This window comes from Rhizobium sp. GN54, assembly GCF_021026345.1.
Taxonomy (GTDB): domain Bacteria; phylum Pseudomonadota; class Alphaproteobacteria; order Rhizobiales; family Rhizobiaceae; genus Mycoplana.
Window position 1 is genome coordinate 1 of record NZ_JAJNCZ010000007.1, and the last position, 26,083, is coordinate 26,083.

At 63.1% G+C, this 26,083-nt stretch carries 21 protein-coding genes and 1 tRNA gene; 15 read left to right on the forward strand and 7 right to left on the reverse strand.

Annotated features, from left to right (window positions below; translation table 11 throughout):
* The first annotated feature begins 366 nt into the window (after positions 1-366).
* The gene (locus LQK81_RS17960) at positions 367-846 is read left to right on the forward strand and encodes a hypothetical protein (RefSeq protein ID WP_230807756.1); all 480 of its coding nucleotides are present in this window, start codon (positions 367-369) and stop codon (positions 844-846) included.
* Between the two features lie 1,021 nt (positions 847-1,867).
* On the opposite strand, the gene gdhA is transcribed toward LQK81_RS17960, so the two are convergent.
* Positions 1,868-3,214 (reverse strand): NADP-specific glutamate dehydrogenase, encoded by a 1,347-nt coding sequence (gene gdhA, locus LQK81_RS17965; RefSeq protein ID WP_230807976.1) that lies wholly within the window; start codon positions 3,212-3,214, stop codon positions 1,868-1,870.
* A gap of 384 nt (positions 3,215-3,598) precedes the next feature.
* On the opposite strand from gdhA, the gene rnk reads away from it, so the two are divergent.
* Positions 3,599-3,994 carry a nucleoside diphosphate kinase regulator gene (gene rnk, locus LQK81_RS17970; RefSeq protein ID WP_230807757.1) on the forward strand — a complete coding sequence of 132 codons (396 nt, stop codon included), beginning with the start codon at positions 3,599-3,601 and terminating at the stop codon, positions 3,992-3,994.
* Between the two features lie 148 nt (positions 3,995-4,142).
* Here rnk and LQK81_RS17975 read toward each other — a convergent pair whose 3' ends face one another.
* Complete coding sequence (locus tag LQK81_RS17975; RefSeq protein ID WP_230807758.1) at positions 4,143-5,051, reverse strand: ribokinase; 909 nt, start codon at positions 5,049-5,051, stop codon at positions 4,143-4,145.
* 99 nt (positions 5,052-5,150) lie between these two features.
* Between LQK81_RS17975 and LQK81_RS17980 the strand changes: the two genes are divergently transcribed.
* The 7 genes from LQK81_RS17980 to LQK81_RS18010 are packed head-to-tail and all read left to right on the forward strand — an operon-like array spanning position 5,151 to position 10,338.
* On the forward strand, positions 5,151-5,969 hold the full coding sequence (locus LQK81_RS17980) for a FadR/GntR family transcriptional regulator (RefSeq protein WP_442967156.1): 819 nt from the start codon (positions 5,151-5,153) through the stop codon (positions 5,967-5,969).
* Positions 5,970-5,999: 30 nt separating this feature from the next.
* Positions 6,000-6,446, forward strand: a complete 447-nt coding sequence (gene rpiB / locus LQK81_RS17985; protein ID WP_230807759.1) for a ribose 5-phosphate isomerase B — start codon at positions 6,000-6,002, stop codon at positions 6,444-6,446.
* A 32-nt stretch (positions 6,447-6,478) separates the two neighbouring features.
* Positions 6,479-7,405 (forward strand): NAD(P)-dependent oxidoreductase, encoded by a 927-nt coding sequence (locus LQK81_RS17990; protein WP_230807760.1) that lies wholly within the window; start codon positions 6,479-6,481, stop codon positions 7,403-7,405.
* Entirely contained in the window at positions 7,402-8,079 is a 678-nt protein-coding gene (locus tag LQK81_RS17995) for an amino acid ABC transporter permease (protein WP_230807761.1), read from the forward strand. The genes LQK81_RS17990 and LQK81_RS17995 overlap by 4 nt, the downstream gene beginning before the upstream one ends.
* 11 nt (positions 8,080-8,090) lie before the next feature.
* Positions 8,091-8,762 (forward strand): amino acid ABC transporter permease, encoded by a 672-nt coding sequence (locus LQK81_RS18000; RefSeq protein WP_230807762.1) that lies wholly within the window; start codon positions 8,091-8,093, stop codon positions 8,760-8,762.
* A gap of 28 nt (positions 8,763-8,790) precedes the next feature.
* Positions 8,791-9,516 (forward strand): amino acid ABC transporter ATP-binding protein, encoded by a 726-nt coding sequence (locus LQK81_RS18005; protein ID WP_330166558.1) that lies wholly within the window; start codon positions 8,791-8,793, stop codon positions 9,514-9,516.
* Positions 9,517-9,540: 24 nt separating this feature from the next.
* Complete coding sequence (locus LQK81_RS18010) at positions 9,541-10,338, forward strand: transporter substrate-binding domain-containing protein (protein ID WP_230807763.1); 798 nt, start codon at positions 9,541-9,543, stop codon at positions 10,336-10,338.
* 349 nt (positions 10,339-10,687) lie between these two features.
* Here the strand turns inward: LQK81_RS18010 and LQK81_RS18015 are convergent, their stop codons facing one another.
* Positions 10,688-13,081: a calcium-binding protein gene (locus LQK81_RS18015; RefSeq protein ID WP_230807764.1), complete on the reverse strand. Its 2,394-nt coding sequence runs from the start codon at positions 13,079-13,081 to the stop codon at positions 10,688-10,690.
* 384 nt (positions 13,082-13,465) lie between these two features.
* Between LQK81_RS18015 and LQK81_RS18020 the strand changes: the two genes are divergently transcribed.
* Both LQK81_RS18020 and LQK81_RS18025 read left to right on the forward strand, forming a co-directional pair.
* A complete protein-coding gene (locus tag LQK81_RS18020; protein WP_230807765.1) occupies positions 13,466-16,546 on the forward strand; it encodes a glycosyltransferase in 3,081 nt (1,026 codons plus the stop codon).
* 150 nt (positions 16,547-16,696) lie between these two features.
* Positions 16,697-17,278, forward strand: a complete 582-nt coding sequence (locus LQK81_RS18025) for a class I SAM-dependent methyltransferase (RefSeq protein WP_230807766.1) — start codon at positions 16,697-16,699, stop codon at positions 17,276-17,278.
* A 114-nt stretch (positions 17,279-17,392) separates the two neighbouring features.
* On the opposite strand, the gene LQK81_RS18030 is transcribed toward LQK81_RS18025, so the two are convergent.
* Positions 17,393-17,468: transfer RNA gene (locus tag LQK81_RS18030), tRNA-Ala, on the reverse strand.
* A 145-nt stretch (positions 17,469-17,613) separates the two neighbouring features.
* Positions 17,614-18,003, reverse strand: a complete 390-nt coding sequence (locus tag LQK81_RS18035; RefSeq protein ID WP_112600103.1) for a TIGR02300 family protein — start codon at positions 18,001-18,003, stop codon at positions 17,614-17,616.
* Between the two features lie 314 nt (positions 18,004-18,317).
* Between LQK81_RS18035 and aroA the strand changes: the two genes are divergently transcribed.
* From aroA to rpsA, 3 genes are all read left to right on the forward strand, one after another.
* Complete coding sequence (gene aroA, locus LQK81_RS18040; protein ID WP_230807767.1) at positions 18,318-19,676, forward strand: 3-phosphoshikimate 1-carboxyvinyltransferase; 1,359 nt, start codon at positions 18,318-18,320, stop codon at positions 19,674-19,676.
* A 178-nt stretch (positions 19,677-19,854) separates the two neighbouring features.
* Entirely contained in the window at positions 19,855-20,484 is a 630-nt protein-coding gene (cmk, locus tag LQK81_RS18045; RefSeq protein ID WP_230807768.1) for a (d)CMP kinase, read from the forward strand.
* 115 nt (positions 20,485-20,599) lie between these two features.
* The gene (gene rpsA / locus LQK81_RS18050) at positions 20,600-22,306 is read left to right on the forward strand and encodes a 30S ribosomal protein S1 (protein WP_230807769.1); all 1,707 of its coding nucleotides are present in this window, start codon (positions 20,600-20,602) and stop codon (positions 22,304-22,306) included.
* A gap of 103 nt (positions 22,307-22,409) precedes the next feature.
* Here the strand turns inward: rpsA and LQK81_RS18055 are convergent, their stop codons facing one another.
* The gene (locus tag LQK81_RS18055) at positions 22,410-24,104 is read right to left on the reverse strand and encodes a hypothetical protein (RefSeq protein ID WP_230807770.1); all 1,695 of its coding nucleotides are present in this window, start codon (positions 24,102-24,104) and stop codon (positions 22,410-22,412) included.
* A 366-nt stretch (positions 24,105-24,470) separates the two neighbouring features.
* On the opposite strand from LQK81_RS18055, the gene LQK81_RS18060 reads away from it, so the two are divergent.
* Complete coding sequence (locus LQK81_RS18060) at positions 24,471-24,803, forward strand: DUF6665 family protein (RefSeq protein WP_230807771.1); 333 nt, start codon at positions 24,471-24,473, stop codon at positions 24,801-24,803.
* Positions 24,804-24,819: 16 nt separating this feature from the next.
* Here the strand turns inward: LQK81_RS18060 and LQK81_RS18065 are convergent, their stop codons facing one another.
* Positions 24,820-26,079, reverse strand: coding sequence for a hypothetical protein (locus tag LQK81_RS18065; protein WP_230807772.1), 1,260 nt, complete (start codon positions 26,077-26,079; stop codon positions 24,820-24,822).
* Between the last annotated feature and the right edge of the window lie 4 nt (positions 26,080-26,083).

The following is a 26,083-nucleotide window of genomic DNA, read 5'->3' on the forward strand; positions in this document are numbered from 1 at the left end:
GCGCCCGCAGGCCCCTGCGCTAAATGGAGAGCTCCGGGCCTACGCGCGCTGACCCGATGCAACCAGAGGCAGGGGTCCCTTTTGGGAGCCGATAGGGGGGCCCGTTTCGATGCCGATTGACAGGCTGAATGCGGGGGTAACTTGGAGAACGGCCGTCTTTCTGATCTACGGGATTTTTACAGTTTGATAGCGTCGCTGGCCGCTCTCAGTTCTCCACGAACCTTGTCGGCTTGCTCTGGCCGAATGTCTTGGCCGCAACGAGGCGTCTATTTTTTTATGGAAGATGGGGAGACTCGATCCGACAGCGGGACCGGGTTGCGCATAGTACGCGTCGGAACTCATGCGCTAAAAGACAGCTCAGGCACGATGCTATGGACGCGCCTGTCGCAGCACAAGGGCAGAGTATCAAGTGGCGGTGGAAACCACAGAGGATCGATTTTTCGCCTAATCGTTGGTACGGCTATACTGAATCGCGACAATATTGATCACCCGACATGGGGCCAGGGCAATAACGCCCCAAAAACCATCCGCGCAGAGGAAATCCCGCTGGAGCGGCAAGTCAGCAACGTTCTGGGTGCCATGCAATTCCTGTGTCTGTCTGTGCCGGATGCCCCCGGACCGAACAGCCTGCGGGGGCACATCGAGCGCAATGCCATTGCGCTCCTCAGTAACTTCGGGCGGGAGCCGCTTGATCCGCCGAGCACGGGATGGCTCGGGCGACATTGCGACCGGGAGCGCATCTGCCGTTCCGGCCTTTGGAACTCAAATCATGTCGACGAGAGTCATGATCAGCTTTTTTTACGCACCCTCGAACAGACGATTCTGGCGATGGAGCGCGAGCAATGATTGTCGTAATCCAGTGCGCCGCAACAAAACAACCAAACGCCGGGCACCTTCGGACCGATGACGGCCGCAGAGTTATGTTTGTGGCGCAACCGGCCATGGCCCCGCCTGTCACAGGGGTTCATTATGCCCGGCCCGATGATCTGTCGGGAGCGGGGTCTTCGTGGCGGGAAAAGCTGATGCGCTACAACACCGATCCCCAAGGCGACCCACTTGGCCTGCTACCAGCCATCTCCCTCTACACTCACCCGACGTACAGACGCCTTGCCGAAGCGATTGACCCGAACAGGCTCTTCATTTTGTCAGCCGGGTGGGGGCTTCTTCCCGCGTCATACTTGACGCCGAACTACGACATTACGTTCAGTCCCATGGCCGAGCCGTACAAACGGCGTCGTCCAGCTGACCCTTATCAGGATTTTGCGATACTCCCGGATATTGCTGATGAGCCTATGGTCTTCTTTGGTGGCAAGGACTATGTGCCGATGTTCGCGTCCCTGACGAGAACGCATAGAGGACCGCGAACGGTGTTCTATAATTCGCAACTGCCGCCCAATGCATCCGGCTGTCGCCTTGAGCGGTTCGCAACTACCACACGGACCAATTGGCACTACGAATGCGCTGGCGGATGGCTAGCACAGCTTCGATCCTGCTAGAATTTATATAGCTCCTACAATGACATAGTGGTGCCCAGTTTCATCCTGTCCGGCGCGCCATTCTCTTCAATGACTCAGACATGCCCCTTTCTCTCTTCAGGAGAGCAACAGGAAAAATGTCTTGTGGTTCGTCTCGATCTTCTCGGCCGCCCGCAATCTCTCCGCCATTCCGCATGTTGGATGGCCGCCCTGACCACCCATTGGCTGATCTCAGGAGAAGCGCGGAATCCCAATGTCCGCCTGAAAGCGTGACGTTTCCCGAGGCTTACGTTGCATGACCACCAGAGAACGCCCAATCACCGTGACCCGGATGCTGCAGGTGCCAGCGCACCGGCAGCATCCGTTGACGAATGCGCCCTGAGCGCCTGCCCTCAGATCACGCCGAGGGCATCCATGGCTTCGGCCACCCGCACGAAGCCTGCGATGTTGGCACCAAGAACGTAGTCCCCCGGCGCGCCATACTCCTCGGCCGTCTCGGCACAACGATCGTGGATTGCTTCCATGATGGTTGCGAGACGCGCCTCGGTCTGCTCGAAGGTCCAGCTGTCACGCGAGGCATTTTGCTGCATCTCCAGCGCCGACGTCGCGACCCCACCCGCATTGGCAGCCTTGCCCGGTGCGAAGAGGATGCCGGCGTCCTGAAAGATGCGGACGGCCTCGGGCGTGGAGGGCATGTTCGCCCCCTCGCCCACAGCCACGACGCCATTCTTCACCAGGGCACGCGCATCCTTTCCGGTGAGTTCATTCTGGGTCGCTGACGGCATCGCGACGTCGCATGGAACATCCCAAATGGAGCCGCCTTCGATGTAGCGCGCCTTCGCTCTCTTGAGCTTCGCGTACTCGCTGATCCGTTCCCGCCGGACTTCCTTGATCTCCTTGACCAGCTGAAGGTCAATGCCGTCCTCGTCGACCACGTAGCCATTCGAGTCGGAACACGCGATGATCCGGCCTCCGAATTCGGAGACTTTTTCCATGGTGTAGATCGCGACGTTGCCGGAGCCGGAGACGGCTACCCGTTTTCCTTCGAAGTCCTGGCCCCTGGTTCCGAGCATCCGCTGAACAAAATAGGTCGCGCCAAAGCCGGTCGCTTCTTTTCGCGCACGCGATCCGCCATGGAAAAGCGCCTTCCCCGTGAGGACGCCGGCTTCATAACGGTTGGTAAGGCGCTTGTACTGGCCGAACATGTAGCCGATCTCCCGGCCTCCGACCCCGATGTCTCCGGCCGGAACGTCCGTATATTCACCCAGATGCCGATGAAGCTCGGTCATGAAGGACTGGCAGAACCGCATGATCTCGCCGTCCGAGCGCCCCCGCGGGTTGAAGTCCGAACCGCCCTTGCCGCCGCCGATCGGCATGCCTGTCAACGCGTTCTTGAAGGTCTGCTCGAAACCAAGGAACTTGATGATGCCGACATTCACCGACGGATGGAACCGGATGCCTCCCTTGTAGGGGCCGAGCGCCGAATTGAACTGAACCCGGAAACCACGGTTGATCTGGACCTGCCCGGCATCGTCAACCCACGGCACTCGAAAGATGATCTGGCGCTCCGGCTCGCAGATCCTCTCTATGAGGGCGTTTTCGGCGTAACGGGGATGCTTGGCTATGACGCGCCCGACACTTTCGAGCACCTCGCGCACCGCCTGGTGAAATTCGAGTTCACCGCCGTTACGCCTGAAGACTTCCGTTAGAATTGGTTCCAGTTTCTCATCGACATTCACAATGTTTCTCCTATTAGCGGCTCGCCTCAACGCGACCCGCGCGGGCGCGCAATAACCGGTGGGATCGAATAAGGGAATAGGATTTTCCGGCACCGTGACGAAGGACCGCACAGGGACGCCCCATGATACCCGCCCCGACGCCTTGACTTCCTTCTTTTGCATGGCATCATCCCGGCCATGTTGAAGCCTCTGGATCGACATTGCTGTCTTCTCCGCCGAGAGTGTTCCATCGAAGGACACTAGCCCGGGTCCTTGACTGCTGTCGCGCACCTGAATCCGGGGACTGAACTTTCTCACTTCTCCCGTTCTGCGCGACCACTACCGACAATTTGATCCATCTCACTGGTGCGTGGTCCTGAAGGACCGGGCAGAAGGGCTTGAACTATGGAAACGAGACACACCAATCAGGACAGGCCACATATCGTCCTGCGCGCGAGCGAACATTCACGTTTGACGTCGCTGGCTCTGGCAGCGCCAGGCCGGGACCTCGACGTTGCGGACGACCTGCTGGCCGAACTGGAGCGGGCTTCGATCGTGGCGGACGACCAGTTCCCCACCACCGCGGTCGCGATGGGCTCGACGGTCACATACGAGACGGAAAGCGGTCAAAGCCGCACGGTCACTCTGTGCTATCCCGGCAAGGCCGACATAGAGCGCTCCATGGTCAGCGTCCTGACGCCCATCGGGGTCGCACTCATCGGAATGGCGCCGGGCCAGGCGATCAACTGGAACGGACGGGATGGCCAGATGCATCGGCTGACGATCAAGTCGGTGGAATGAGCAGGGACTGCAGGAACCAGGGCTCGCCGTGAAGACGAGCCCATCACCTGCCGAAGGATCCGGAGATCAAAGCAGGAGATCGTCTTTCAACGGCGACATGCCGTCATCAAGGTCGGTTCCGAAGTCCCGCGCAGGCGCCGCCCGGAGACTATGCGGACCCCTCCAACCCATCGACCTTGCGTGCGTCGGGAACGGCCGGCTGGGCACCCTTGGCAAGGCAGGCGAGCGAACCCGCGACGGCCGCACGTCGCAGCGCCGATTTAAGGTCGAGGCCCTGCTCGAGGCTGCCGGCGAGATAGCCGCAGAACGTGTCGCCGGCACCGACCGTGTCCACAGGCTCGATCTCGAGGCTCCTGGCCTGTATGATGGCGCCATCGTGGACAGCGATCGCGCCATCGGCCCCCATCGTCAGAACGACGGTTTGGCCGCCATCTTGGTGCAAGCGCAACAGGGCTTCACGGCGCTGGCCCATGTCATGGATCCTTGATCCCACAAGCAGTTCGAACTCGGTTTCGTTGCACACCACGATGTCGGCCAACGCAGCCAGGCGCGGAACGTCCGCCGTGAACGGCGCAGTATTGAGGATCGTCACGATATTCTTTTCGCGCGCAGCCTTCATGGCGTGTGCGACTGTATCGGCCGGGACTTCCATCTGCAGCATCAGCATGTCGCCGGCCGTCATGGCCCCGATGGCCTCATCAGCCATCCTCTCGTCGACAGCATCATTCGCCCCCGCCACGATCGTGATCATGTTCTCACCTGCGGCATCAACCAGGACGACTGCGATCCCCGTCACGGCCGACACGGTCCGCACCGCGGCAAGATCGACCGAAGCCCTGCGAAGCATGCTCAGCGCATCGGCTGCGAAGCCGTCGTTTCCGACAGCACCGACCATCCGCACGTTGCTGCCGGACAATTTTGCCGCCAACGCCTGATTGGCCCCCTTCCCTCCCGCCGAGGTTTCGAACGTCCGCCCGGCGACGGTTTCCCCCGGACGGGGGTGGCGTTCCGTGGTGGCGACGAGATCGATGTTGATGGAGCCGAGAACGGTGATCATGAAGCCTCTTACCCTCTATTTGAGCACCCGTCGGCACATGCCGCGGGCGTTTCTGGTAAAAAAATCGGGATATAGCAATAGCTTACAAGAAACCTCAACTTGCAGCTTGACAGTGTCCCGACCGTGGATAGTTTAGAGGTAATACCACGGTATGGACAGAAGATGACAGTCAAAAAAACCATTCGCCGCGAACCACAGGAAGCCGGAGCCCATAACCGGGTCGCAGCTTTTCTGCGGGACCAATTGCTGTCAGGGGACCTGAAGGCAGGGGACTGTCTGCTGCCCGAACGTGAGCTGGCGGCTCAATTGAACGTCAGCCGTCCTGTCCTGCGGGAGGCCCTGCGCGCACTGTCCATGATCGGCGCCGTCGAGATCAGGCACGGCGTCGGCACGATCGTTCGGCGACCGGATGCCACCGCCCTCGGGGATATCTTCAGCTTCATGCTCGCCCACGGTTCGAATGTGACCGGAGACATCATGGAGGCGAGAAAGGCGATCGAGCATCATGCGGTGCGTCTCGCCTGCCAGCGCGCGACCGAACAGGATTTCGCAAATGTCGCCAACGCGCTCGGACGCATTGTCGAGACGATCGACAATGCGGAACTGGGCGGTGTGGCCGATTTCCAGTTCCACGAGGCAATCGTCAGCGCCTCGCATTCGCCGACGCTGGTGACGATCTACGCGTCGATTTCGCAATTGATGATGCGCTCTCATCTCGAACGCCGGGAAAAGATCATCCGGGTCGACGGCATCGAAGAATTCCTGATCGACCATCACCGCATGATCCTCGAAGCCCTGGCTGCCCGCGACCGGGTGCGGGCCGATGACCTGCTCCACCAGCATTTCGAGATCGGCGCCGACTTCAGGCGCCGGGCCAGCCTTCACGACATTTCCGTCGGCACGGGCATTTCGAACTAGTTCTCCATTCATTCAACAGGGAAAATTCTCATGAATATTGTTATCGGCAGCGATCATGCCGGCTTTCCGCTGAAGGCGGACGTCATTGCCGTGCTCAAGGAACTCGGTCACACGGTCGAGGACATCGGCAGCTTCACGCCCGAGCCCGTCGACTTCCCGGACATTGCCGGACTGCTCTGCCAGAAGGTCCGTGACGGTGTCGCCGACCGCGGCATCCTCGTATGCGGCACCGGCGTCGGCGCGGCGATCGCCGCCAACAAGATCAACGGCATTCGTGCCGCCGTCTGCCACGACGTGCATTCGGCCCACCAGAGCGTCGAGCACGATGACGTCAACGTCATGTGCATCGGTGCCAAGATCGTCGGCCCCTGGCTCGCCCGCGATCTGGTGGTCGCATATCTCGACGCCGAGTTCGATCGCAATGAAGACTTCGTGCGCCGGGTGGAAAAGCTCTCCGCTCTGGAGAGGGCGCAGTAAGGCGCCGCACTGACGTGTTCGGGAGGATAGACATGACCGTAAGCAATTTGCCGAAGCTGGCATTCGTCGGCCTCGGCGTCATGGGCCGCGAGATGGCCGGTCATCTGATCGCGGCAGGGTATCGGGTGCGGATCTTCGACATTTCGTCCGAGGCGGTCGGCAGCTTGTCAGAAAGCGGCGGCATCGCATCGACAAGTGTCGCGGAAGCCGTCGCCGATGCCGAGATCGCCATCTCCATGCTGCCGAATACCCCGCAGGTCGAGGACGTGGTCTATCGCGACGGCGTGCTCGCACATATGCCCTCAGGCGGGATCTTCATCGATATGAGCACGATTTCACCGGAGGCGACGCGTGCCATGGCTGCCTCGCTTGCGGAGAAATCGATCTCGATGCTCGACGGGCCCGTCTCCGGCGGTCCGGTCGGCGCCAGGAACGCAGCGCTTTCGATCATGGTCGGCGGCGAGCGCTCCGCCTTCGAGCGCGCCGAGGCGGTGCTCAAGGTCATGGGTACGACGATCACCCATGTCGGCGCTCCGGGCGCCGGCCAGACGGTCAAGCTCTGCAACCAGCTCGTCTGCGCCGTCAATATCCAGGCGATCTGCGAAGCGCTCGCGCTTGGTCGCGCCAGCGGGGTCGACCTGGCGCAGATGCGCGACGTGCTGCTTGGCGGTTCGGCATCGTCCTGGATGCTCGACAAGCTCGGCCCGGCGATGATCGACGGCGATGCCAGTGCGGGCTTCCGCATCGATCTGATGCTGAAGGATCTTCGGCTTGTCCTGGAAATGGCGGGGCAGAACGACGTGCCACTGCCGGCGACCTCGCTCGTCACCTCGCAATATGTCGAGGCACGCGCACATGGTGAAGGTTCGAACGGCAACCAGGCGCTGTTTCGCGTCTATGATCGCATGACCGGCCAGGCAGCCTCGCGCGGCACCGCGGTCGCGGCAGGTCACCGATGACCTTCGACTTCTCCGTCGTTCTCCTTCGCTGGCAGATGCTGGTCGACGGCATGGCGCTGACGGCCCAGTTGGCGCTGATCACGACATTGACCGGCTTCGTCATCGGAACGGCATGCGCCATCGCACGCCGTTCCGGCAGCCCGACCTTGCAGGCAATTGCCACAACCTATGTGGAAAGCGTCCGCAACACGCCGTTCCTGGTGCAGATCTTCGTCATCTACTTCGGCCTGTCCAGCCTGGGCTTTTCGTTCGGCGCCATCTTCGTGGCCGCGCTCGCATTGACGGTCAATGTCGGGGCCTACACCGCCGAGATCATGCGCGCCGGTTTCGACTCGATCCAGAAGGGCCAATGGGAGGCCGGGGAATGCCTGGGCCTGTCGCCGGTCCAGCTCTACTGGCATGTCGGCCTCCGGCCGGCGATGGAACGGGTCTACCCCGCCCTGACAAGCCAGTTCATCCTGCTGATGCTCGCCTCTTCGGTGACCTCGCAGATCTCCGCCGAGGAACTGACGGCAGCGGGCAATTTCATCCAGTCGGAGACCTACCGGCCCTTCGAGACCTACATCGTCATCGCCGTCATCTATCTCTTCCTGTCGCTCGTCATGCGCGCTCTCTTCTGGGCGCTCGGCATGGCCATGTTCCCGCGCCGTCGCCGGCTCGGCACGCCTTTGTGAGGGAGGCCCCGATGATGACCGCATTAAATCACAACCACCTGCTCTTCCTGCTCAACGGCGTGGTCTGGACACTCGTCCTCACCGCAATGGCCTTTGTCGGCGGCGGCATCGTCGGCTTCCTCGTCGCTCTCGGAAGGATCACACCGTCACGCGTCGTGCGCATGATCACGGCCGCCTATGTCCAGCTCATCCAGGGCACGCCGCTCCTGGTCATCATGTTCATCATCTATTTCGGCCTGCCGACGCTGGGCTTCTCCATCACGCCGCTGTTTGCCGCCGGGATCTCGCTGACCATCTATGTCAGCGCCTATCTCGGCGAGATCTGGCGCGGCTGCCTGGAATCCGTTCCGAAGGCGCAATGGGAGGCCGCCGAGTGCCTGGCACTGTCCAGGCCCCAGCGGATGTTCAAGGTGATCCTGCCGCAGGCGATCCGGATCGCGACGCCGCCGACGGTCGGTTTCAGCGTGCAGATCGTCAAGAACACGTCGCTTGCCTCCGTCGTCGGCTTCGTGGAGCTGACGCGCGCCGGGCAACTCATCAACAATTCGATCTTCGAGCCCTTCCTCATCTACCTCATCGTCGCCGCACTTTACTTCTGCCTATGCTTCCCGCTGTCGGCATTCAGTCAGCGGCTCGAGCGCATGGGGCCGAGAAGGCGGGCGATGGTCAAGCCAGCGATCTGACGCTGCGCAATTTTTCGGGAGGCGGATCATGGCAATGATCGCACTAAAGCAGGTGAAGAAGAGCTTCGGCGCGGTCAACGTGCTGCAGGGCGTGACATTCAACGTCGAAAAGGGCGAGGTCGCAGCGCTGATCGGCGCCAGCGGATCGGGCAAGAGCACGGCCCTTCGCTGCGTCGATCGGCTGGAGGTCATCGACAGCGGCGAGATCGTCGTGGCCGATCACAAGGTCCATGATCCGCAGCTCAACCTGCGTAAGTTGCGCCTTGACGTCGGCATCGTCTTCCAGAGCTACAATCTGTTTCCGCACCTGACCATCGAGGAGAACATCACGCTTGCTCCCCGATCCGTGAAGAAGCTGCCGAAAAGTCAGGCTCGTGACCTCGCGCGCGCGGCGCTCGAGCGCGTCGGCCTCGGCGACAAGGCGGACCACTATCCCGAGCAGTTGTCCGGCGGGCAGCAGCAGCGCGCCGCAATCGCGCGATCGCTCGCCATGGAGCCGAAGGTGATGCTGTTCGACGAGGTCACCTCGGCACTCGACCCCAAGCTCACCGGCGAGGTCCTGCGCGTCATCGAGAAGCTCGCCGAGAGCGGCATGACGATGATCATGGTGACCCACGAGATGAACTTCGCGCGAAAGGTCGCCGATCGCGTGATCTTCATGCATCGCGGCCTCGTACACGAGGAGGGCGACGCCGCGATCCTCAGCACGCCGCAGACGGCGGAACTGAGGGAATTCCTGAGTCACGACCTTTGAATTCAACCAACGGAGGAGAATGAAATGCTGAAGAAACTTTTCGCGTTCGGCGTCGTGGGAGCGATGCTGACGGCCCAGGCAGTCCCTGCCCTTGCCGACACCTACGCCGACATCATCGCGGCAAAGAAGATCAGGGTATCTACCGATCTCGCAATCCCACCGTCCGGAATGCTGGACGCTAACCTCAAGCCGGTCGGTTCGGATGTCGAGACCGCGCAGCTTCTCGCCAAGGATTGGGGCGTCGAAGTGGAGTTCATCCAGACGACCGGGGCGACCCGCATTCCCAACCTGCAGACCAACAAGGCCGACATCGTCATCTCGACGCTCTCGGTCACGCCGGAACGTGCCCAGGTCATCGATTTCTCGAAAGCCTATGCCGGTCTGCAGTCCGTCATCGCAGCACCTGCAGCCTCGCCGATCAAGGATTGGGCGGACCTCAAGGGCCAGACCATCACCGTCACGCGCGGCACCACGCAGGATAGCGAATTGACCAAGCTCGCAGACGAGCACGGCTTCACCGTCGCACGCTACGACGACGATGCGACCATGGTCACCGCGGCCGTCTCGGGGCAGGCCAAGGCCATCGCGACGTCCGCCACGCTGGTCAAGCAGGTCCATGACAAGAACCCCACCCTGGCATTCGAACCGAAGATCACCATCCGCGTCCTCGACCTGGCGATCGGCGTTCGCAAGAACGAACCCGAACTGCTCGCCAAGATCAATGAGTGGGTCGCAGCGAACTTGAAGAACGGCAAGCTGAACGAAATCTATCAGAAGTACCACGGCACGCCGTTGCCGGAGGAAATCCTCAACGCCGATTGAGGCGTTCGACATCGGGCGGGAAGCCCTGGGCGGATGTTCGCGCGCCTTGGCCGCGAACATCCGCCACCGATTCTGCATACAGGGATGCCCGACAGAGTTGGCGTCGCCATTCCCCACCTTGTCGAACATTGTCCGGTCGCACCGGATCTTGCCAGCCGGCACCCGGCCAAAGCCAACCCTGTGTCCACAAAGCACGAAGGGCGCGTCCTGTGGACGCGCCCTTCGCCAGGTCAGGAAAACCGCGGGGCGAGAGTCTGTCAGCTTCATACCGAAGCTGTCAGACTCTCGCTTTCTTTGTTATCGTTTGTCTTTTTCGGGAAAACCGGATTCCACTTTTCCCTGACAATCTCTAGAGAATAAAGTCCGATTCCTTGAACGTGACGATCTGGTCGACGAAGATCGAGAAGTCCGCCTTCTTGTCTCCGTTGATGTCGCCGGAAATCATGATGCCGTCACCGGACTTCTTTGCACGCAACTGACCGTCCGTGCCGTTGAAGGCCTTTTCGCCGATGAACTTGAAGCTCTGATTGCCTGCCTTGTCCGCGCGCGCATCGATGGCGGAGACGTCGATCTTGTCCTTCTGCGCCCGCCAGAAGTCGGTGATCGTGTCATGCGCGCTGGAGGTGGAATCCTTTGCCGAGGTAAAGATGAAACGGTCGGCGCCCGAGTTGCCGGTGAGGATATCCGCCCCCTTGCCGCCGGTGATGCGGTCGTTGCCGGAACCGCCCTCGATCTTGTCGTTGCCGGAGCCGCCCAGAAGGACGTCGTTGCCGCTGCCGCCCAGGATCTTGTCCTTGGAGGAGCCGCCCTGGACATGATCTGCACCCTTGCCGCCGACGACGTTGAGCTTGGTACCGCTGCCGGCACTCAGATAGGCGCCGCTGTTGTCAAGCTTGACCTGCCCCGTGCCGACGATGCGAACGAGATCCCAGTCCTTGATGTCGGTCGTCTTCAGCTTGGTACCGGTGCTGTCGATCTTGACGGTCAGGTAGTCCTTGTCGCCCTGCATGGCGATTTTCTTGTTCAAGGTGAGCGTGCCAGCCGAAGGCGTCTTCGTCATGTCGATCACCTCGACACTGTCAAGCCGTCCCAACTTGCGCAGGTCGACGCCGCTGCCCTTGATCACCTGGAGTGAATCCGTCCCTGCACCGCCGAAGATGTGAAGCTTGTCGTCGGCTAGGTAGCCCGGTGCCACCTTGATGACGTCGTTCTTGTTCGTCCCCGTAGCACCGCGCTCCTGGCCGGTCATCGTTATGGTGACACCTTTGCTCAGCGCCTTACTGAAGGTGAACTGGCTGCTGGTGAGGTCTCCGACCTTGACGCCCTTCAGCACGAGTTCGTCGCCACCACCGAGCGCGATCACCGTATCCGAGCCGACCTGGCGCCGCGCCAGATCGGACAGCTTCGTGATGCCGGTGCCGGAAAGGTCGATCTTGTCCTTCTCGGACTTCGCAAAGTCCCGGATCGTGTCCGCGTCGAACGAACGGGCGAAGACGAACGTATCGGCGCCGGCATTGCCCCGGAGGATGTCGTTGTCGGCACCACCGGAGAGGCGGTCGTTGCCCCGGCCGCCAGTCAGTTCGTCCATGTCGGCATAGCCGGCGAGATCGCTCCCGTCATCGGCACCGCGAATCTTGTCCTGGGCCGAACTCCCCCTGAAGTACTTGAACTTCACGTCATTGGCGTCGATCGTCGAATTGGGATGGATCTTCGGGTTTCCGGGCGAAACACCGCCATGGGCATACTGGCTGCTGTAGCTCAGGACGGCGCGATCAACATAGATCGTATTGCCGTCATCGGGGCTGCCGTGGAAGTTGATGTCGCGATTGGTGTAGACGACGCCGATGCTGTTGTAATGTTCGGCGCTGAAGGAACCGAACAACACCGAATGGCGCATGTCCGTGTCGGTCAGGCTGGTAAAGTTGTTGTTGAAGGCATGCTTGAAAAAGAACGCGTAGCCGTTGCCTTCGCCCCCCTTGTTGTGAGCCCCGGAGGCCGTGAGCTTGTCGCCGCTGATGCCGTAGACATCGCTGAAGGTGAAGCCGTGCGAGGCATTGTCCTTGACTTCGATGTTGTGCAGCTTGACGCCGGTCGCGCGGGTGACCTCGACAGTCGAGGCATTATCGAACTTGTCGTAATTGTTCTTGAAGTCGAACTTGTCGGCCGTTCCGAGGCTGGTCTTGATCGAGAACCCGCCCAGCTCGATGTTCTTGATCATGTTGGCGACGCTGATGGTCGTCTTTCCGGCTTCGAAGTTGTACGGCGTCTTCGTTGCCAGGGTCACCTTGTTGCCGTTGACGGAAACGACCTCCGCCAGCATTTCCCGCAGCGGATCCACAGACGGATTGATGTGCTGGTTGCCTTGGGAATCGAGCCATTTGCGATCGTTGTCCTGATGCAGCTTCAGGATCGTTCCCTTGGTGATGCCTGCCGCGCTGGAAAGTTCGAGCACTGTCGTGCTGCCCTTCACGGTCGTCTTCGTCAGCTCAGCCGCAAGCTCCGTGGGCTTGGCAACACCCTGAATGTCGAAGGCGGTCGCGTTCACGCCCCTCGCATCGACCGTTATGTTGGTCTTGCCGACACCGGCGCCAAGGATGGTGATGTCGCTGCGCGTGATCTGGACCTGGTCATTGAAGGTATAGTTCCCCGCTCTGAACTGGATAACATCGCCGGCCGCAGCGCCGTTGATGATGGTCTCGATATTGGCAGCAGAGGTGCCAAGTTCAATGTATCGTGTCGCCAACGTCGTTACCACCCTCTGTAAGTTCGGTTCAGGCATACTGCCCGGGGAAAATTAGAAAAAGTACACGTCAGTTGTTTGAAGCAGAAGAACGCGGCAGGCAATCGCGAAGGATCGCCATATTTTTGCCGCTTGCCCCTCCGAGTGAGACATGCACGAACGAGCCCAGCATCGAGCGCCCGGGCCACAGCGCGGCACAAGTCGCCTTCAAGGCCAAATCCATCGCCGAAATTCGTTAAAAAATGGCACAAGGCGACCCCGTGGATTTTGACTTAGACCAGGGCCTCCACTATGCATGTGACGCTATTCGGCGAGGCACCACAACTTTTGGGCGATCATGCCGTCCCGATTGTTGCAACGAGTCTTCACCAAACACAAGAGGCATGTATGACAGGCAAGCAGCAGATGCAGTACGACGGTCGTATGCCTGACGCTCCGGAGGGGCCCCTGCAGACCAGGGAGGCTGTCGCCGACACCTCGGCCCTGGAGGAACAGGTACGATCGCTGCTGGCGCTGAACGCCTCCCTTCGCCAGCGCGTGGAGGCTTCCGAACGCGCCATGCGCAGCGCGGCTGCCGCCATCGATCGCCAGCGGGAGCAGCTCGCCTATCGGCTCGGAACCGAAGTCATTGCAGCCACGCGCTCGGTCTCCCGACTTGTCGGCCTGCCCGTCTCGCTGCGTCGCGCCTACCGGGAATACAGGACCGACTTGACTAGGAGACAGCAGGATCCGGACAGCGACACGACGTCCAGCCCTGCCGGCGTGGATAGTGCACAGATCCTGTGCGAAACCGTCGAGGGCCTGGAGCAGCAGATCGCGACACTGCAAAGGGATAACGGCCTGCTTTTGGAGCGCGCCGACCAGGCAGATCGCGCCAAGAAGCTCTCCAACGATGCCATCCGACAGATCCAGCGGCAGCTGGCCTATCGCATCGGGGCGGATATCGTCGCCGCCCGCTCGTTGCCGGCGATGCTCAAGCTGCCGCTGACCCTGCGGCGCACCTATGCCGACTTCAAGGCGGGCGGCACCAGGCACAAGCGCTCCGGCGAACTCCATCGCGACATCGGCGACCTCGAAGCCAAGATGTGGGGCGGGTTTGCGAAATATGCCCATGCCGAACTCGTGCAGTGCATGGAGGACAACAGGCTCGCCTCGAAAGACCGGTCGGCCGCCGCGCATGCGCTGGCGCGCTGGGCTTTCGTCGACGGGGACTTCGACGATGCGGCGGACCTGATGGAGCGCAGCATCAAGCTGCATCGCGACAACATTCGCGAAAAGCGTCTCTGCCAGCTGATGTGCCTGGCGCAGGCCAGTCGCGTGGCCGAGGCGGAAGCCGTGCTTGGCCACATCCAGTCGAAAGTCAACGAGTTCATCGACTATTCCGTGATGCGGGCCGATATCGCCCGCCGCAGGGCGCGCCTGGACGGCCGCTCGGTCGCGGACAGCGATCGCATCTATCTGGATGCGCTGAACCGTGCCATGGCGCCATCCGGCATGTCACCCATCGAACTGGCCGATCCCACCAGGCCGCTCAGCATCTGGAACACCGTCTCCCATGCGCCTGCAAGCATGGCTACCCAGACGTCGAAGGTTTCCGTCATCGTCCCCGCCTTCAATGCGGAAAAGACGCTGACGATGGTTCTGGAAAGCCTCGCGGCGCAGACGTGGCGGAATATCGAGATCATCGTGGTCGACGACTGCAGTACGGACGGCACCTGCGCGCTGGTGGAGAACTTTGCTGCCGCCGATCCGCGCGTCCGGCTGGTGCGGCGTACCGTCAACGGCGGCGCCTATCCGGCACGAAACGACGGGGTGGAGGTTGCCTCCGGCGATTTCATCACGGTGTGCGACAGTGACGACTGGTCACATCCGGAGAAGATCGAGCGGCAGGTCAACGAACTTGTGGCAAATCCGCAATGCGTGGCCGTCCTGTCCCATTGGCTGCGGGTCGACGACGACCTCGGCGTGGTCGGCTCCTGGATTCCCAAGAAGAGCCTGCTGGACATGAATTTTTCGTCGCTGCTGATGCGGCGCGACGTCTTCGACCGCCTTCGCGGCTGGGACGAAGTGAAGGTCACCGGCGATGCCGAGTTCAGATCGCGTATCGTGGCCGTCTATGGCGAAGCCTCGATCTGCAAGGTGAAGCACAACAACATCCTGTCCTTCTCGCTGGCCCGCGAGGATTCCCTGACCCGCTCCAAGGCGACCCATATGCGGTCGCTCTATTACGGCGTTCGCGGCCAGTATCGGGACTCCTACCGGAACTGGCACCTGAGCCTGCAGCAGGGCGGCGATCCGCACCTGCCTCGCACCAACGGACGCTTCCCGGTCCCACTCGGCAACCGACGCGCTGCGGACGGCGACCGGACGTTCGATCTCGTCGTCATCTGCGACTTCGTGTTGAAGGGCGGCGCCTTCGTCTCGACGATGAACTACATTGCCGCCGCCGCCCGGGCGGGGCTGAAGATCGCCGCGGTTCACTGGCGCAAGTATGAACTCAATGTCGAGTCTCCGCTCAACCCGGTGTTCTACGATGCCTGCCTGAAATACGGCATCTCGATCCTGACGCCCGGCGACGAAGTCAGGACCAGGAACGTGCTGGTCGGCTATCCTGCCGTCCTGCAGAACATGCCCGACCGGTTCCCGAAGATCGAGACCGACAATGTGATCGTCCTGATCAATCAGTTCGCAACGCGGCTGGTGGACGGCTCGGACCGCCAGTACGAACCGGAAGCCATCCGGCAGCACCTGGTCGAACTGTTCGGGACGTCGGGCACCTGGATACCGATATCCCACTGGGTGAAACGGCTGATGCAGGAAGACCCGAGCTACCCCGATCCCTATGGCGACCCGTGGCATCCGATGGTCGACACGAGCCTCTGGTGCTCGACCCCGATCGTGTGGCGCGGCGGCGGCGATCGCCGTCCGGTCCTCGGCCGGCACGGCAGGGATGCCTATACGAAATGGCCCAGCACGGTCGAGGCGCTGAAGGCTGCCTACTGCGTCGACATGGATGTCGATCTGAAGTTCCAGGGCGGGGCGAAGCATGCCAGGGGCATGCTCGGCTTTTCGCCGCAGAACTGGGAGGTCATGCACTTCGATGCGATCCCGGTCAGTGCCTTCCTCGAGAGCCTCGACTTCTTCATCCATTTTCCGCATGAACTCTATATCGAGGAGTTCGGGCGCGCGCCGATGGAGGGAATGGCCGCCGGAAAGGTGACGATCCTGCCGCCGCAGTTCCGTGAGACGTTCGCAGACGCGGCCGTGTACTGCGAACCGCATCAGGTGCGGGAGACCGTCCAACGCTTCTGGAACGATGAGGCCGCCTACCGGGCCCAGGCCCAAAAGGGGCGCGAATTCGTGTTGCGGCACTGCGACCAGATGGGTTTCATCGACCGGCTGAACGCACTGACATCCACCAACCGAGGCGAGCGCTCTTTCGGCACAGAGGTCCGGACCGGAAGCTGATTGCCGGCTGCGGTCCGTCGAAATCGCGGGCCGCATGATGCGGCCTTCGCCATATCCAGAGGAAATCGTCGTGCGTCCCGGTCCGGTTCGAAGCGGACGGGGGCCACGCTAAGAAAACGTCCTCAGCCAGGGGACACGGGGAGACATGGAATGAGCTATGCGGATGGCAAGTACTGGGCGGGGCGCAGCGATCTGTTGTACTACCAGTACTTCAGGATGATCATTCGCTGCGTGGGCAAGGACGCCGGGAGCATGATCGATATCGGGTCAGGAAACGCCCCCTATCTCGAATGGTTCGACTGGATCGGAAAGCGGGTATCGGTCGACATTCGCACACCTTACCGGTCTGCCACCGTCGAAGGCATCAAGGGCGACATTCACAAGCTCACGTTCCCCGAGAAATTCGATATCTGCACCTGCATGCAGGTCATGGAGCATGTGCCTGAAGCCGGGCCATTCGCACAACGCCTGCTCGAACTCGGCAAGCTGTTGGTCGTGTCGGTGCCCTACAAATGGCCCAAGGGGAAGACGAACGGCCACGTCCACGACCCCGTCGATCTCGAGAAGCTGACCGCATGGTTCGGCCGCAAGCCGAACTACAGCCAGATCGTCAAGGAGCCCTTCTCCGATTCGAAGGGCCGCAGGCTGTTCGCCATATACGATCCGGCCGATCCCGAGAAGACGTTCGGCTCGTCCTACTTCTCGCAGCGGCGCCCACTCGCAGACGCTTGAGTTTCAGCAAAGCCGGCGTCTCCGGGCCACGGCGGCCGGCGACGCCGGTGTGCGTCATGGCCAACGGGGAAGAATAACCGCGATTACTTTGCTTGCCTGATCATAAGGGGAATTTGGTGGAGCTAAGCGGGATCGAACCGCTGACCTCTTGCATGCCATGCAAGCGCTCTCCCAGCTGAGCTATAGCCCCATCAAGGGTCCGGCGTGGCCGGTTCCGGGATACCGAACCGGGGTTTCCCCGGGCGGTGCGGCTTCATACTTCCGGTTTCGGGAGATGGCAAGCCGAAAAATCCGTTCCGGCCGAACTTTTTGAATTCGGCCGGAAAATCATCAGTTTAGACTTCCTCGTCGTCGCCGGTGACGCCGATGATGCCGGTCATGTCGTCGTTGTCGTCGTCCTCGTCCTGTTCGAGGAAGGTGTCGTCGTCGTCATCGCCGATCTCGACGTCGTCGTCGCCCAGATCCGGCAGGTCGTCGCCGCCCGATGCTTCGTCGTCGGCATCCTCCAGCGAAACCAGCTCGACTTCCGTGTTCTCGGTGTCGACCTCGTTGACCTCTTCGTCCTCATCCTTTTCCATGACGGCCGCGGCCGAGGTTTCCTCGAAGAAGGAGAGCGGATAGGACTTGCCCGTATAGGGTGATACGATCGGGTCGCGGTTCAGGTCGTAGAACTTACGACCCGTCTCCGGGTCGATGCGCTTGGTTCCAAGTTCCGGTTTTGCCACAGTCAAAGCCTCTTGAATGGCCGAATTTTTCCGGCGAAGCCGGATAACCGGCGGATGGTCGGGAATAAGAATTAGCCGGTCCCCTTAATCATCTTGCCCGCTGCTGTCAAAGCCTAACTTTGCAGCGTTTTGCGTCCGTTGCGGCCGCAGCGCCGGTCGGGGGGATTTTCGCCGGCGGGTGGATGACGCTCGGGATGCTTTGTGATAGCACCCCGCAGAACTCCCGGCGAAAGGACGGCGCCCAGGACGCAAACGCTTGCGGGCTGGCCGGCGTCCGGCCGCCAAGACACGCTCTCTATGAAGGAACCCGCTCCATGTCGCATGGTGCCCAGGCAAAGCCCGCAACCGCACGCAAGTCGCAAGGCCTCTCCGGTACCGTGCGCATCCCCGGCGACAAGTCCATCTCCCACCGTTCCTTTATGTTCGGCGGGCTTGCCAGCGGCGAGACGCGGATCACCGGGCTGCTGGAAGGCGAGGACGTCATCAACACCGGCAAGGCCATGCAGGCCATGGGCGCGAAGATCCGCAAGGATGGCGACACCTGGATCATCGACGGCGTCGGCAACGGCGCGCTGCTGGCGCCGCAGGCCCCGCTGGACTTCGGCAATGCCGGAACCGGCTGCCGGCTGACGATGGGCCTCGTCGGCGTATACGATTTCGACAGCACCTTCATCGGCGACGCCTCGCTGACCAAGCGGCCGATGGGCCGCGTGCTCAATCCGCTGCGCGAGATGGGCGTGCAGGTGAAGGCCGAAGAAGGCGACCGGCTACCGGTGACGCTGCGCGGGCCGACGACGCCGACGCCGATCACCTACCGCGTGCCGATGGCGTCCGCCCAGGTCAAGTCGGCCGTGCTGCTCGCCGGGCTGAATACGCCCGGTATCACCACCGTGATCGAACCGATCATGACGCGCGACCATACGGAAAAGATGCTGCAGGGCTTCGGGGCAAACCTCACGGTCGAGACCGATGCCGACGGGGTCCGCACGATCCGGCTCGAAGGCCAGGGCCGGCTGACCGGCCAGGTCATCGACGTTCCGGGCGACCCCTCCTCCACCGCCTTCCCGCTCGTCGCCGCGCTGCTGGTGCCGGGCTCCGACGTCACCATCCTGAACGTGCTGATGAACCCGACGCGCACGGGCCTGATCCTGACGCTGCAGGAAATGGGCGCCAATATCGAGGTCCTCAACGCGCGGCTTGCCGGCGGCGAGGACGTGGCCGACCTGCGCGTGCGCCATTCGGAGCTGAAGGGCGTCACCGTGCCGGAAGAGCGTGCGCCGTCGATGATCGACGAATATCCGGTCCTGGCCGTCGCTGCTTCCTTTGCCGAGGGCGCGACCGTCATGAACGGGCTGGAGGAACTGCGGGTGAAGGAGAGCGACCGGCTTTCGGCCGTCGCCGACGGGCTGAAGCTGAACGGCGTCGACTGCGACGAGGGCGAGGCCTCGCTCGTCGTCCGCGGCCGCCCGGACGGCAAGGGGCTCGGCAATGCCGCAGGTGCCGCGGTCGCCACCCATCTGGACCACCGCATCGCCATGAGCTTCCTCGTCATGGGGCTCGTCGCCGAGCACCCGGTCACGGTCGACGACGCTACGATGATCGCCACCAGCTTCCCCGAATTCATGGGACTGATGACGGGGCTCGGGGCGAGGATCGAAAGCGACGAGGCGTAAGGAGCGAGCGAACGCCAGGCGCCGTCTATCTCCGGAACGCCTGACCTTGGCGCCGAACCAGGTCGCCTCACGGAAAGTTAGGGGCATCTGCGGCAATCAAAGGCCAACCGCCCCTTGGCATCACGTACTGTTTTCCGCTAACACGCTTCGTGACGCGGATATGACGCAAGGATGCGAAATGACGACCATTGCCATCGACGGTCCAGCGGCTGCCGGCAAGGGCACGTTGTCGCGCCAGATTGCCGAGGCGTACGGGTACCATCATCTCGACACCGGCCTGACCTATCGCGCAACCGCCAAGGCGCTTCTGGATCGCGGCCTGCCGCTCGACGACGAGGCGGTCGCCGCCGATGTCGCACGGAACCTGGACCTTTCCGGGCTCGACCGCGCGATCCTGTCGGCGCACGGGATCGGCGAGGCCGCCTCGAAGATCGCCGTCATGCCGGCGGTCCGGCGTGCACTGGTCGAAGCGCAACGGGAATTCGCCGCACGCGAGCCGGGAACAGTCCTCGACGGCCGCGATATCGGCACCGTCGTCTGCCCGGATGCGACCGTGAAGCTCTACGTGACGGCGTCGGCGGACATCCGCGCCAGACGCCGCTATGACGAGATCGTCGCCAGAGGCGGGGCCGTGGAGTACGACGCGGTCTTCGAGGACGTGCGCCGCCGCGACGAGCGCGACATGGGCCGGATGGACAGTCCCCTGCGGCCGGCGGAAAACGCGCACTTGCTTGATACGTCGGAAATGAGTATAGAAGCCGCGTTTTCGGCGGCGAAATCCATCATCGACGCTGCCCTGAAGCACTAGAGCGACAGCCGTCCCCGCGCCGGTTTTGCTTCCGACCATGGAAGCGGATGCGCCTCGCTCATTGTCAACGCTAACCCCCGGCGCCCGTGCCTTTTCCGGCACACCAGGAGTTTCCATGTCCCAAGCTAATCCCACGCGCGACGATTTCGCAGCCCTGCTGCAGGAGTCCTTCGCCACCAACGACCTGGCCGAAGGCTATGTCGCCAAGGGCCTCATCACCGCCATCGAGAAGGACGTCGCCATCGTCGACGTCGGCCTCAAGGTCGAAGGGCGCATCGCGCTCAAGGAATTCGGCGCCAAGTCCAAGGACGGCACGCTGAAGGTCGGCGACGAAGTTGAAGTCTATGTCGAGCGCATCGAAAACGCTCTCGGCGAAGCCGTTCTGTCGCGCGAGAAGGCTCGCCGCGAAGAGAGCTGGGCCAAGCTCGAAGTCAAGTTCGAGGCTGGCGAGCGCGTCGAAGGCGTCATCTTCAACCAGGTCAAGGGTGGCTTCACCGTCGATCTCGACGGCGCCGTTGCCTTCCTGCCGCGTTCGCAGGTCGACATCCGTCCGATCCGCGACGTCACGCCGCTCATGCACAACCCGCAGCCCTTCGAAATCCTCAAGATGGACAAGCGTCGCGGCAACATCGTCGTTTCGCGCCGTACGGTCCTCGAAGAGTCGCGCGCCGAGCAGCGTTCTGAAATCGTCCAGAACCTCGAAGAAGGCCAGGTTGTCGACGGCGTCGTCAAGAACATCACCGATTACGGTGCGTTCGTCGACCTCGGCGGCATCGACGGCCTGCTGCACGTCACCGACATGGCCTGGCGCCGCGTCAACCATCCGTCGGAGATCCTGTCCATCGGCCAGCAGGTCAAGGTTCAGATCATCCGCATCAACCAGGAAACCCACCGCATCTCGCTCGGCATGAAGCAGCTCGAGAGCGATCCGTGGGATGGCATCGGCACGAAGTACCCGGTCGGCAAGAAGATCTCCGGTACCGTCACGAACATCACCGACTACGGTGCGTTCGTCGAACTGGAGCCGGGCATCGAAGGCCTGATCCACATCTCCGAGATGTCCTGGACCAAGAAGAACGTACACCCCGGCAAGATCCTGTCCACGAGCCAGGAAGTCGACGTCGTCGTTCTCGAAGTCGACCCGACCAAGCGCCGCATCTCGCTCGGCCTCAAGCAGACGCTCGAGAACCCGTGGGAAGCCTTCGCGCACAGCCATCCGGCTGGCACCGAGGTTGAAGGCGAAGTCAAGAACAAGACCGAATTCGGCCTGTTCATCGGCCTCGAAGGCGACGTGGACGGCATGGTCCACCTCTCCGACCTCGACTGGAACCGTCCGGGCGAGCAGGTCATCGAGGAGTTCAACAAGGGCGACGTTGTCAAGGCTGTCGTTCTCGATGTGGACGTCGACAAGGAGCGCATCTCGCTCGGCATCAAGCAGCTCGGCCGTGATGCGGTCGGCGAGGCTGCCGCTTCCGGCGACCTGCGCAAGAATGCAGTCGTTTCGTGCGAAGTCACCGCGATCAACGACGGCGGCATCGAAGTCCGTCTCGTCAACCACGAGGACATCTCTTCGTTCATCCGCCGCGCCGACCTGTCGCGCGACCGTGACGAGCAGCGTCCGGAGCGTTTCTCGGTCGGCCAGACCGTCGACGCCCGCGTGCTGAACTTCTCCAAGAAGGATCGCAAGATCCAGCTTTCGATCAAGGCGCTGGAAATCGCCGAAGAGAAGGAAGCCGTCGCACAGTTCGGTTCGTCCGACTCGGGCGCTTCGCTCGGCGACATCCTGGGCGCAGCCCTGAAGAACCGCCAGAACAACGAGTAATCGTTCTTCTGCGACGCAAGTGACGAAGCCCGCGGGGAGCGATCCCCGCGGGCTTTTTCATGCAAGATTTGTGGAACGACGGCGCGGGCAGCCGCCCGATCGGTCAGGTCCAGTATTCGCCGAGCTTCTGGTAGAAGGCGAAGCCGGGATCGGGCGGGCCGACGAGATCCTCGATCTTGCGCCGCCGCTTTGCCATTTCGGGCGTGTCGGTCTCTTCCGGGGGCTCTCCCTCGGCCTCCCCGCCCGCATCGCCACCGTCGCGCTCGTCGCCGTCCCGCTCGTCGCCTGCCCCGTTCTCCCCGGCCGTGTCCGTCGTCTCTTCCTCGTCCTCGGGCGGTTCGCGGCGGGCCGGATCCTGCGGCTCCAGCTCGTCCTGCGCGGGCAGGTAGGGCACGAAGGGGACGGCAACACCGTCGCGGAACAGCGGCAGCGCGGCGCGCTCAGGCAACGGGAGCGGCAGGGGCAGCGGGGTCGGGCGCGCCGGCACATCGGCATCCTCGGCGGCCGCCGCCGGCCGGCCGGCCAGCGCCTCGTCCTCGGCGATGTCCTGGGGCTGGGCAATAGCAGGTCTGGCCGTATGCGCAGCCTCTGCCGTCGTGGGGGCCGGCACGGTGCCGCCGACCGTGACGGCGGAGCGTTCCGGCATGGCGTCTGCGGCCCGCAGCCTGCCGGCCGGATCGTCAGCGTCCGCGGGCAGGTCCGGCATGGACGCCGCCGGCGAGGCGCGTTCGGGCAGATCCGGCAGAGGCGCCTGCAACAGAAGGCGCAGCACGAGCGCCTCGTCGGCGGTCAGATCGGCGACGATACCGGCGATCATCCGCAACACGCCCTCGTGCTCGCGACCGGGAGCAACGACCGGCACGGCTGTCGGGATTGCGGAAGCGCGTCCGGCCTCCGAAGCCGCCGTGCTCCTGTCGGTGACCGGCGACAGACCCCGGTCCGGGGACGCGAGGCGGGCGGCGGACTCTTGTACATCCGCCGGCAGGCCACCTAGCACGATGTTTGCGGGCGTGGCGGGGGCACGCGCCGACAAGGGCGCCTCGTTCGTGCGTTGGGGCAGCGATACAGAACCGACGCCGGCTTCGACACTCTTTCCGGCGGGAGCTGTAACGGGCTGCTGTGGCTGCGGGAGCGTCGGGACGGGCGCGGATCGTGGGCTGGTGCGGGCCGAACGGTCAGGCTCTGCACCGCCCTCGAAGAGCCGGAGCAAGGCCGCCTGCAGCACGCGGCTGTCGACGCCCGCGTCCCGCTGCCGCTGGCGGTCGTTGCCTGCGGCGGCGGCAAGCTGGACCTCGCCGGGGATGAACCGCGGCTGCGACGCCGTCGGGCGGTCCGACTTGCCGCCCGGCTCATCGGCGGCGGCAAGCAGGGCCTGCGCCAGGCGCTGGGCATCCGGCCCGGCGGGATTGCGGATGATCTCCATCAGGATCCGGGTCGGCGCGGTGGCAAGCACGGTGGCCAGCAGCCGCTCGGCCGCGGGCCGCATCTCGGCGGGCAGCCGCGCGATGAGAAGCGCCAGGCGCCGGGTCGCATCGCCATCGCCGCCTTCGCGGGGCGGCAGCGCCTTCATCGCCTCCAGGAGGATCTCGAGCAACTGGCGCGCCGCATTGCCCTTGTCTCCGCCCTGCTCGATCTGGCGCATCATCGCCTCCAGCAGGCGCAGGAGGACGGCGGCGCGCAGGTTGGACAGCGCTTCCGGGGACAGTTGCTGGCGGGCGGCGACGGGCGCGGCCCCGGTTGCCGGGTCCTGCGGCGAAGGGATCGGGACTGTGACAGGCGTCGCAAGGCGCGGCAGCATCACCATCTCCATGAGGCATCTTCGCAGTGCCGCCGTCCGGCAGGCACGATGCCGCTCTCCAACGATCCATTTTCAGGCTGGCAAGGCATCATGCGCGCCAAAGAGATTGACTGACCACTGGCATTCCGCGCGGAGGGAGGCTTCGCCCCGGATCCTGGCTCGCTGGCCGACACGTCCGCCGGAACGAGATCCGGTCCTTCGCTGACGGCCAGAATGCCATGCACGCGCGTCGGGATACGCATCAATGAACAAGAAATGACAGAACATGGTTAACGATCCGTTAGCGATGCTGCACTGCAGGGGACTTGCAGGTCGCCGGGCGATCGCCGATGATTGCGGAACCCGCGATCGGAAGGTTGATGGATCATGTCCGTACGTCCGCCCCGGTTCTTCGACCGGCAGCACGCCACCGGCTTCAACGTCCTCGAATACGAGCTGCTCTCGGAACGCGCCGATGCGCTCGGCCGTCACGGATTGAAGGTGGAGAAGGCGCTGGAGCAGCTTCGGGCGAAGATGGCCGCGGGATGCGGCGGGGACCAGCGCGAGGCTCTTCTGGATGCGGCCGCGGACGCGGTCTGGGCCTTCTTCATCCAGCGCGAGATCTGCGGCCTGCGCGACCAGCGCGACCTCATCCGCCGCTACGACATCCCCAAGGAGGTGCTGGCGCGGGTCGGTGTCGTTCGGAAACCTGAAAGCTGACAGCCGCGGACGACGCTCAGGCAGCCTCGCGCCGCAGCAATTCGTAGATGCCGATCTCGTCGACCGGAAGGACGAGGATCGGGTCGAGCGCACCTGTGCGCTCCTGGCGTTCGAAGTCTTCCAGTTGCGCCGCCATCTCTTCGCGGTTCGCTTCGGGCAGGGCCTCGGACAGGGCTTCGGCCGTCCGGCCCGTTGCGTCCGGTTCGACACCGGCGTTGTCCTTGCCCGACGGCTCGGTCGTCACCCCGTCGCTTCCCGACGGCACAGCGGCGAGGATCTGGATCAGTTCGAGGCTGCCCTCGGCGGTCGTCGTCGCCTCTTCGCCCGGAACCGCCTCGTCGGTCTCTTCAAGATGCTCCTTCACCGCATCCTGCAGGTCCTGCACGTCCTCGAGCTTCTCCGAGGCTTTCAGGTCCTGGATCTTCTGCTCGCGCTCCGCCTTCGTTTCCTCGTCCTCGATGCGGCCCGGCTCCGATTTCGTCCGCGCCTCCTGAAGCTCTTCGAGGGTCTTCGGGTCGGCAACGTCCTCCAGCCGCTGGATGACCTTGCGCATCTCGCGCGTCATCGACCGCTCGCCCTCGGCCCTTTCGGCAAGCGCGTCCCTCACCTTCAGTCCGGCATCGCTCCAGGGGTTGGCGATCGCGGCGATCATGTCCTGTGCGCTCAGGCCAAGTTCCGTCAGGCCGGTGGCCTTTTCCAGTGCGGCGACGCTCTTCGGCAGGGCCGCACGCGTCTCCATCAGTGCTGCGGACAGCCGCGCCTCGAAATCCTCCTCCTCGCCGGTCAGCCCGGCGCCTCCGGCCACGCGCGCGGCAAGGGCGGTCATCGCGTCGGTCGACCCGTTCACGCCGTCGCGCAGGACGGCAATGACGTCGTTCGCCGCGACGCCGAGGGTCTCGAGGCTGATCTTCACCGGCTGGCCGCGCGAATCGGCCTTGGCGAAGCCGAGCATGGTCACGGCGTCGCTCAGCCTGCGGGCGAAGTCGCGGCTTGATTCGTCGGCGTGCTGGGCAAGGCCCAGCGCATCGGAGAAGCGGGCGACGAGGGTGGCAAACGGATCGGGATCGATCTTCAGGGCGCCGAAGAAATAGGCGTTGATCTTCTCGTTGGCAGCGGCCGTCGACGCATCCTGGGTGGCTCCGACGACCTTGTCTTCCCGCTCGCGGCCCTTCGCCTTGTCGTCGTCTTCCCGGCGGCGCGTCTCGATGTCGTCGAGCAGCGAGCGCAGTTGCGTCGTTGCGAACTGGCCGGCCGATTGCTGGAGGGACGGGAGCATGACG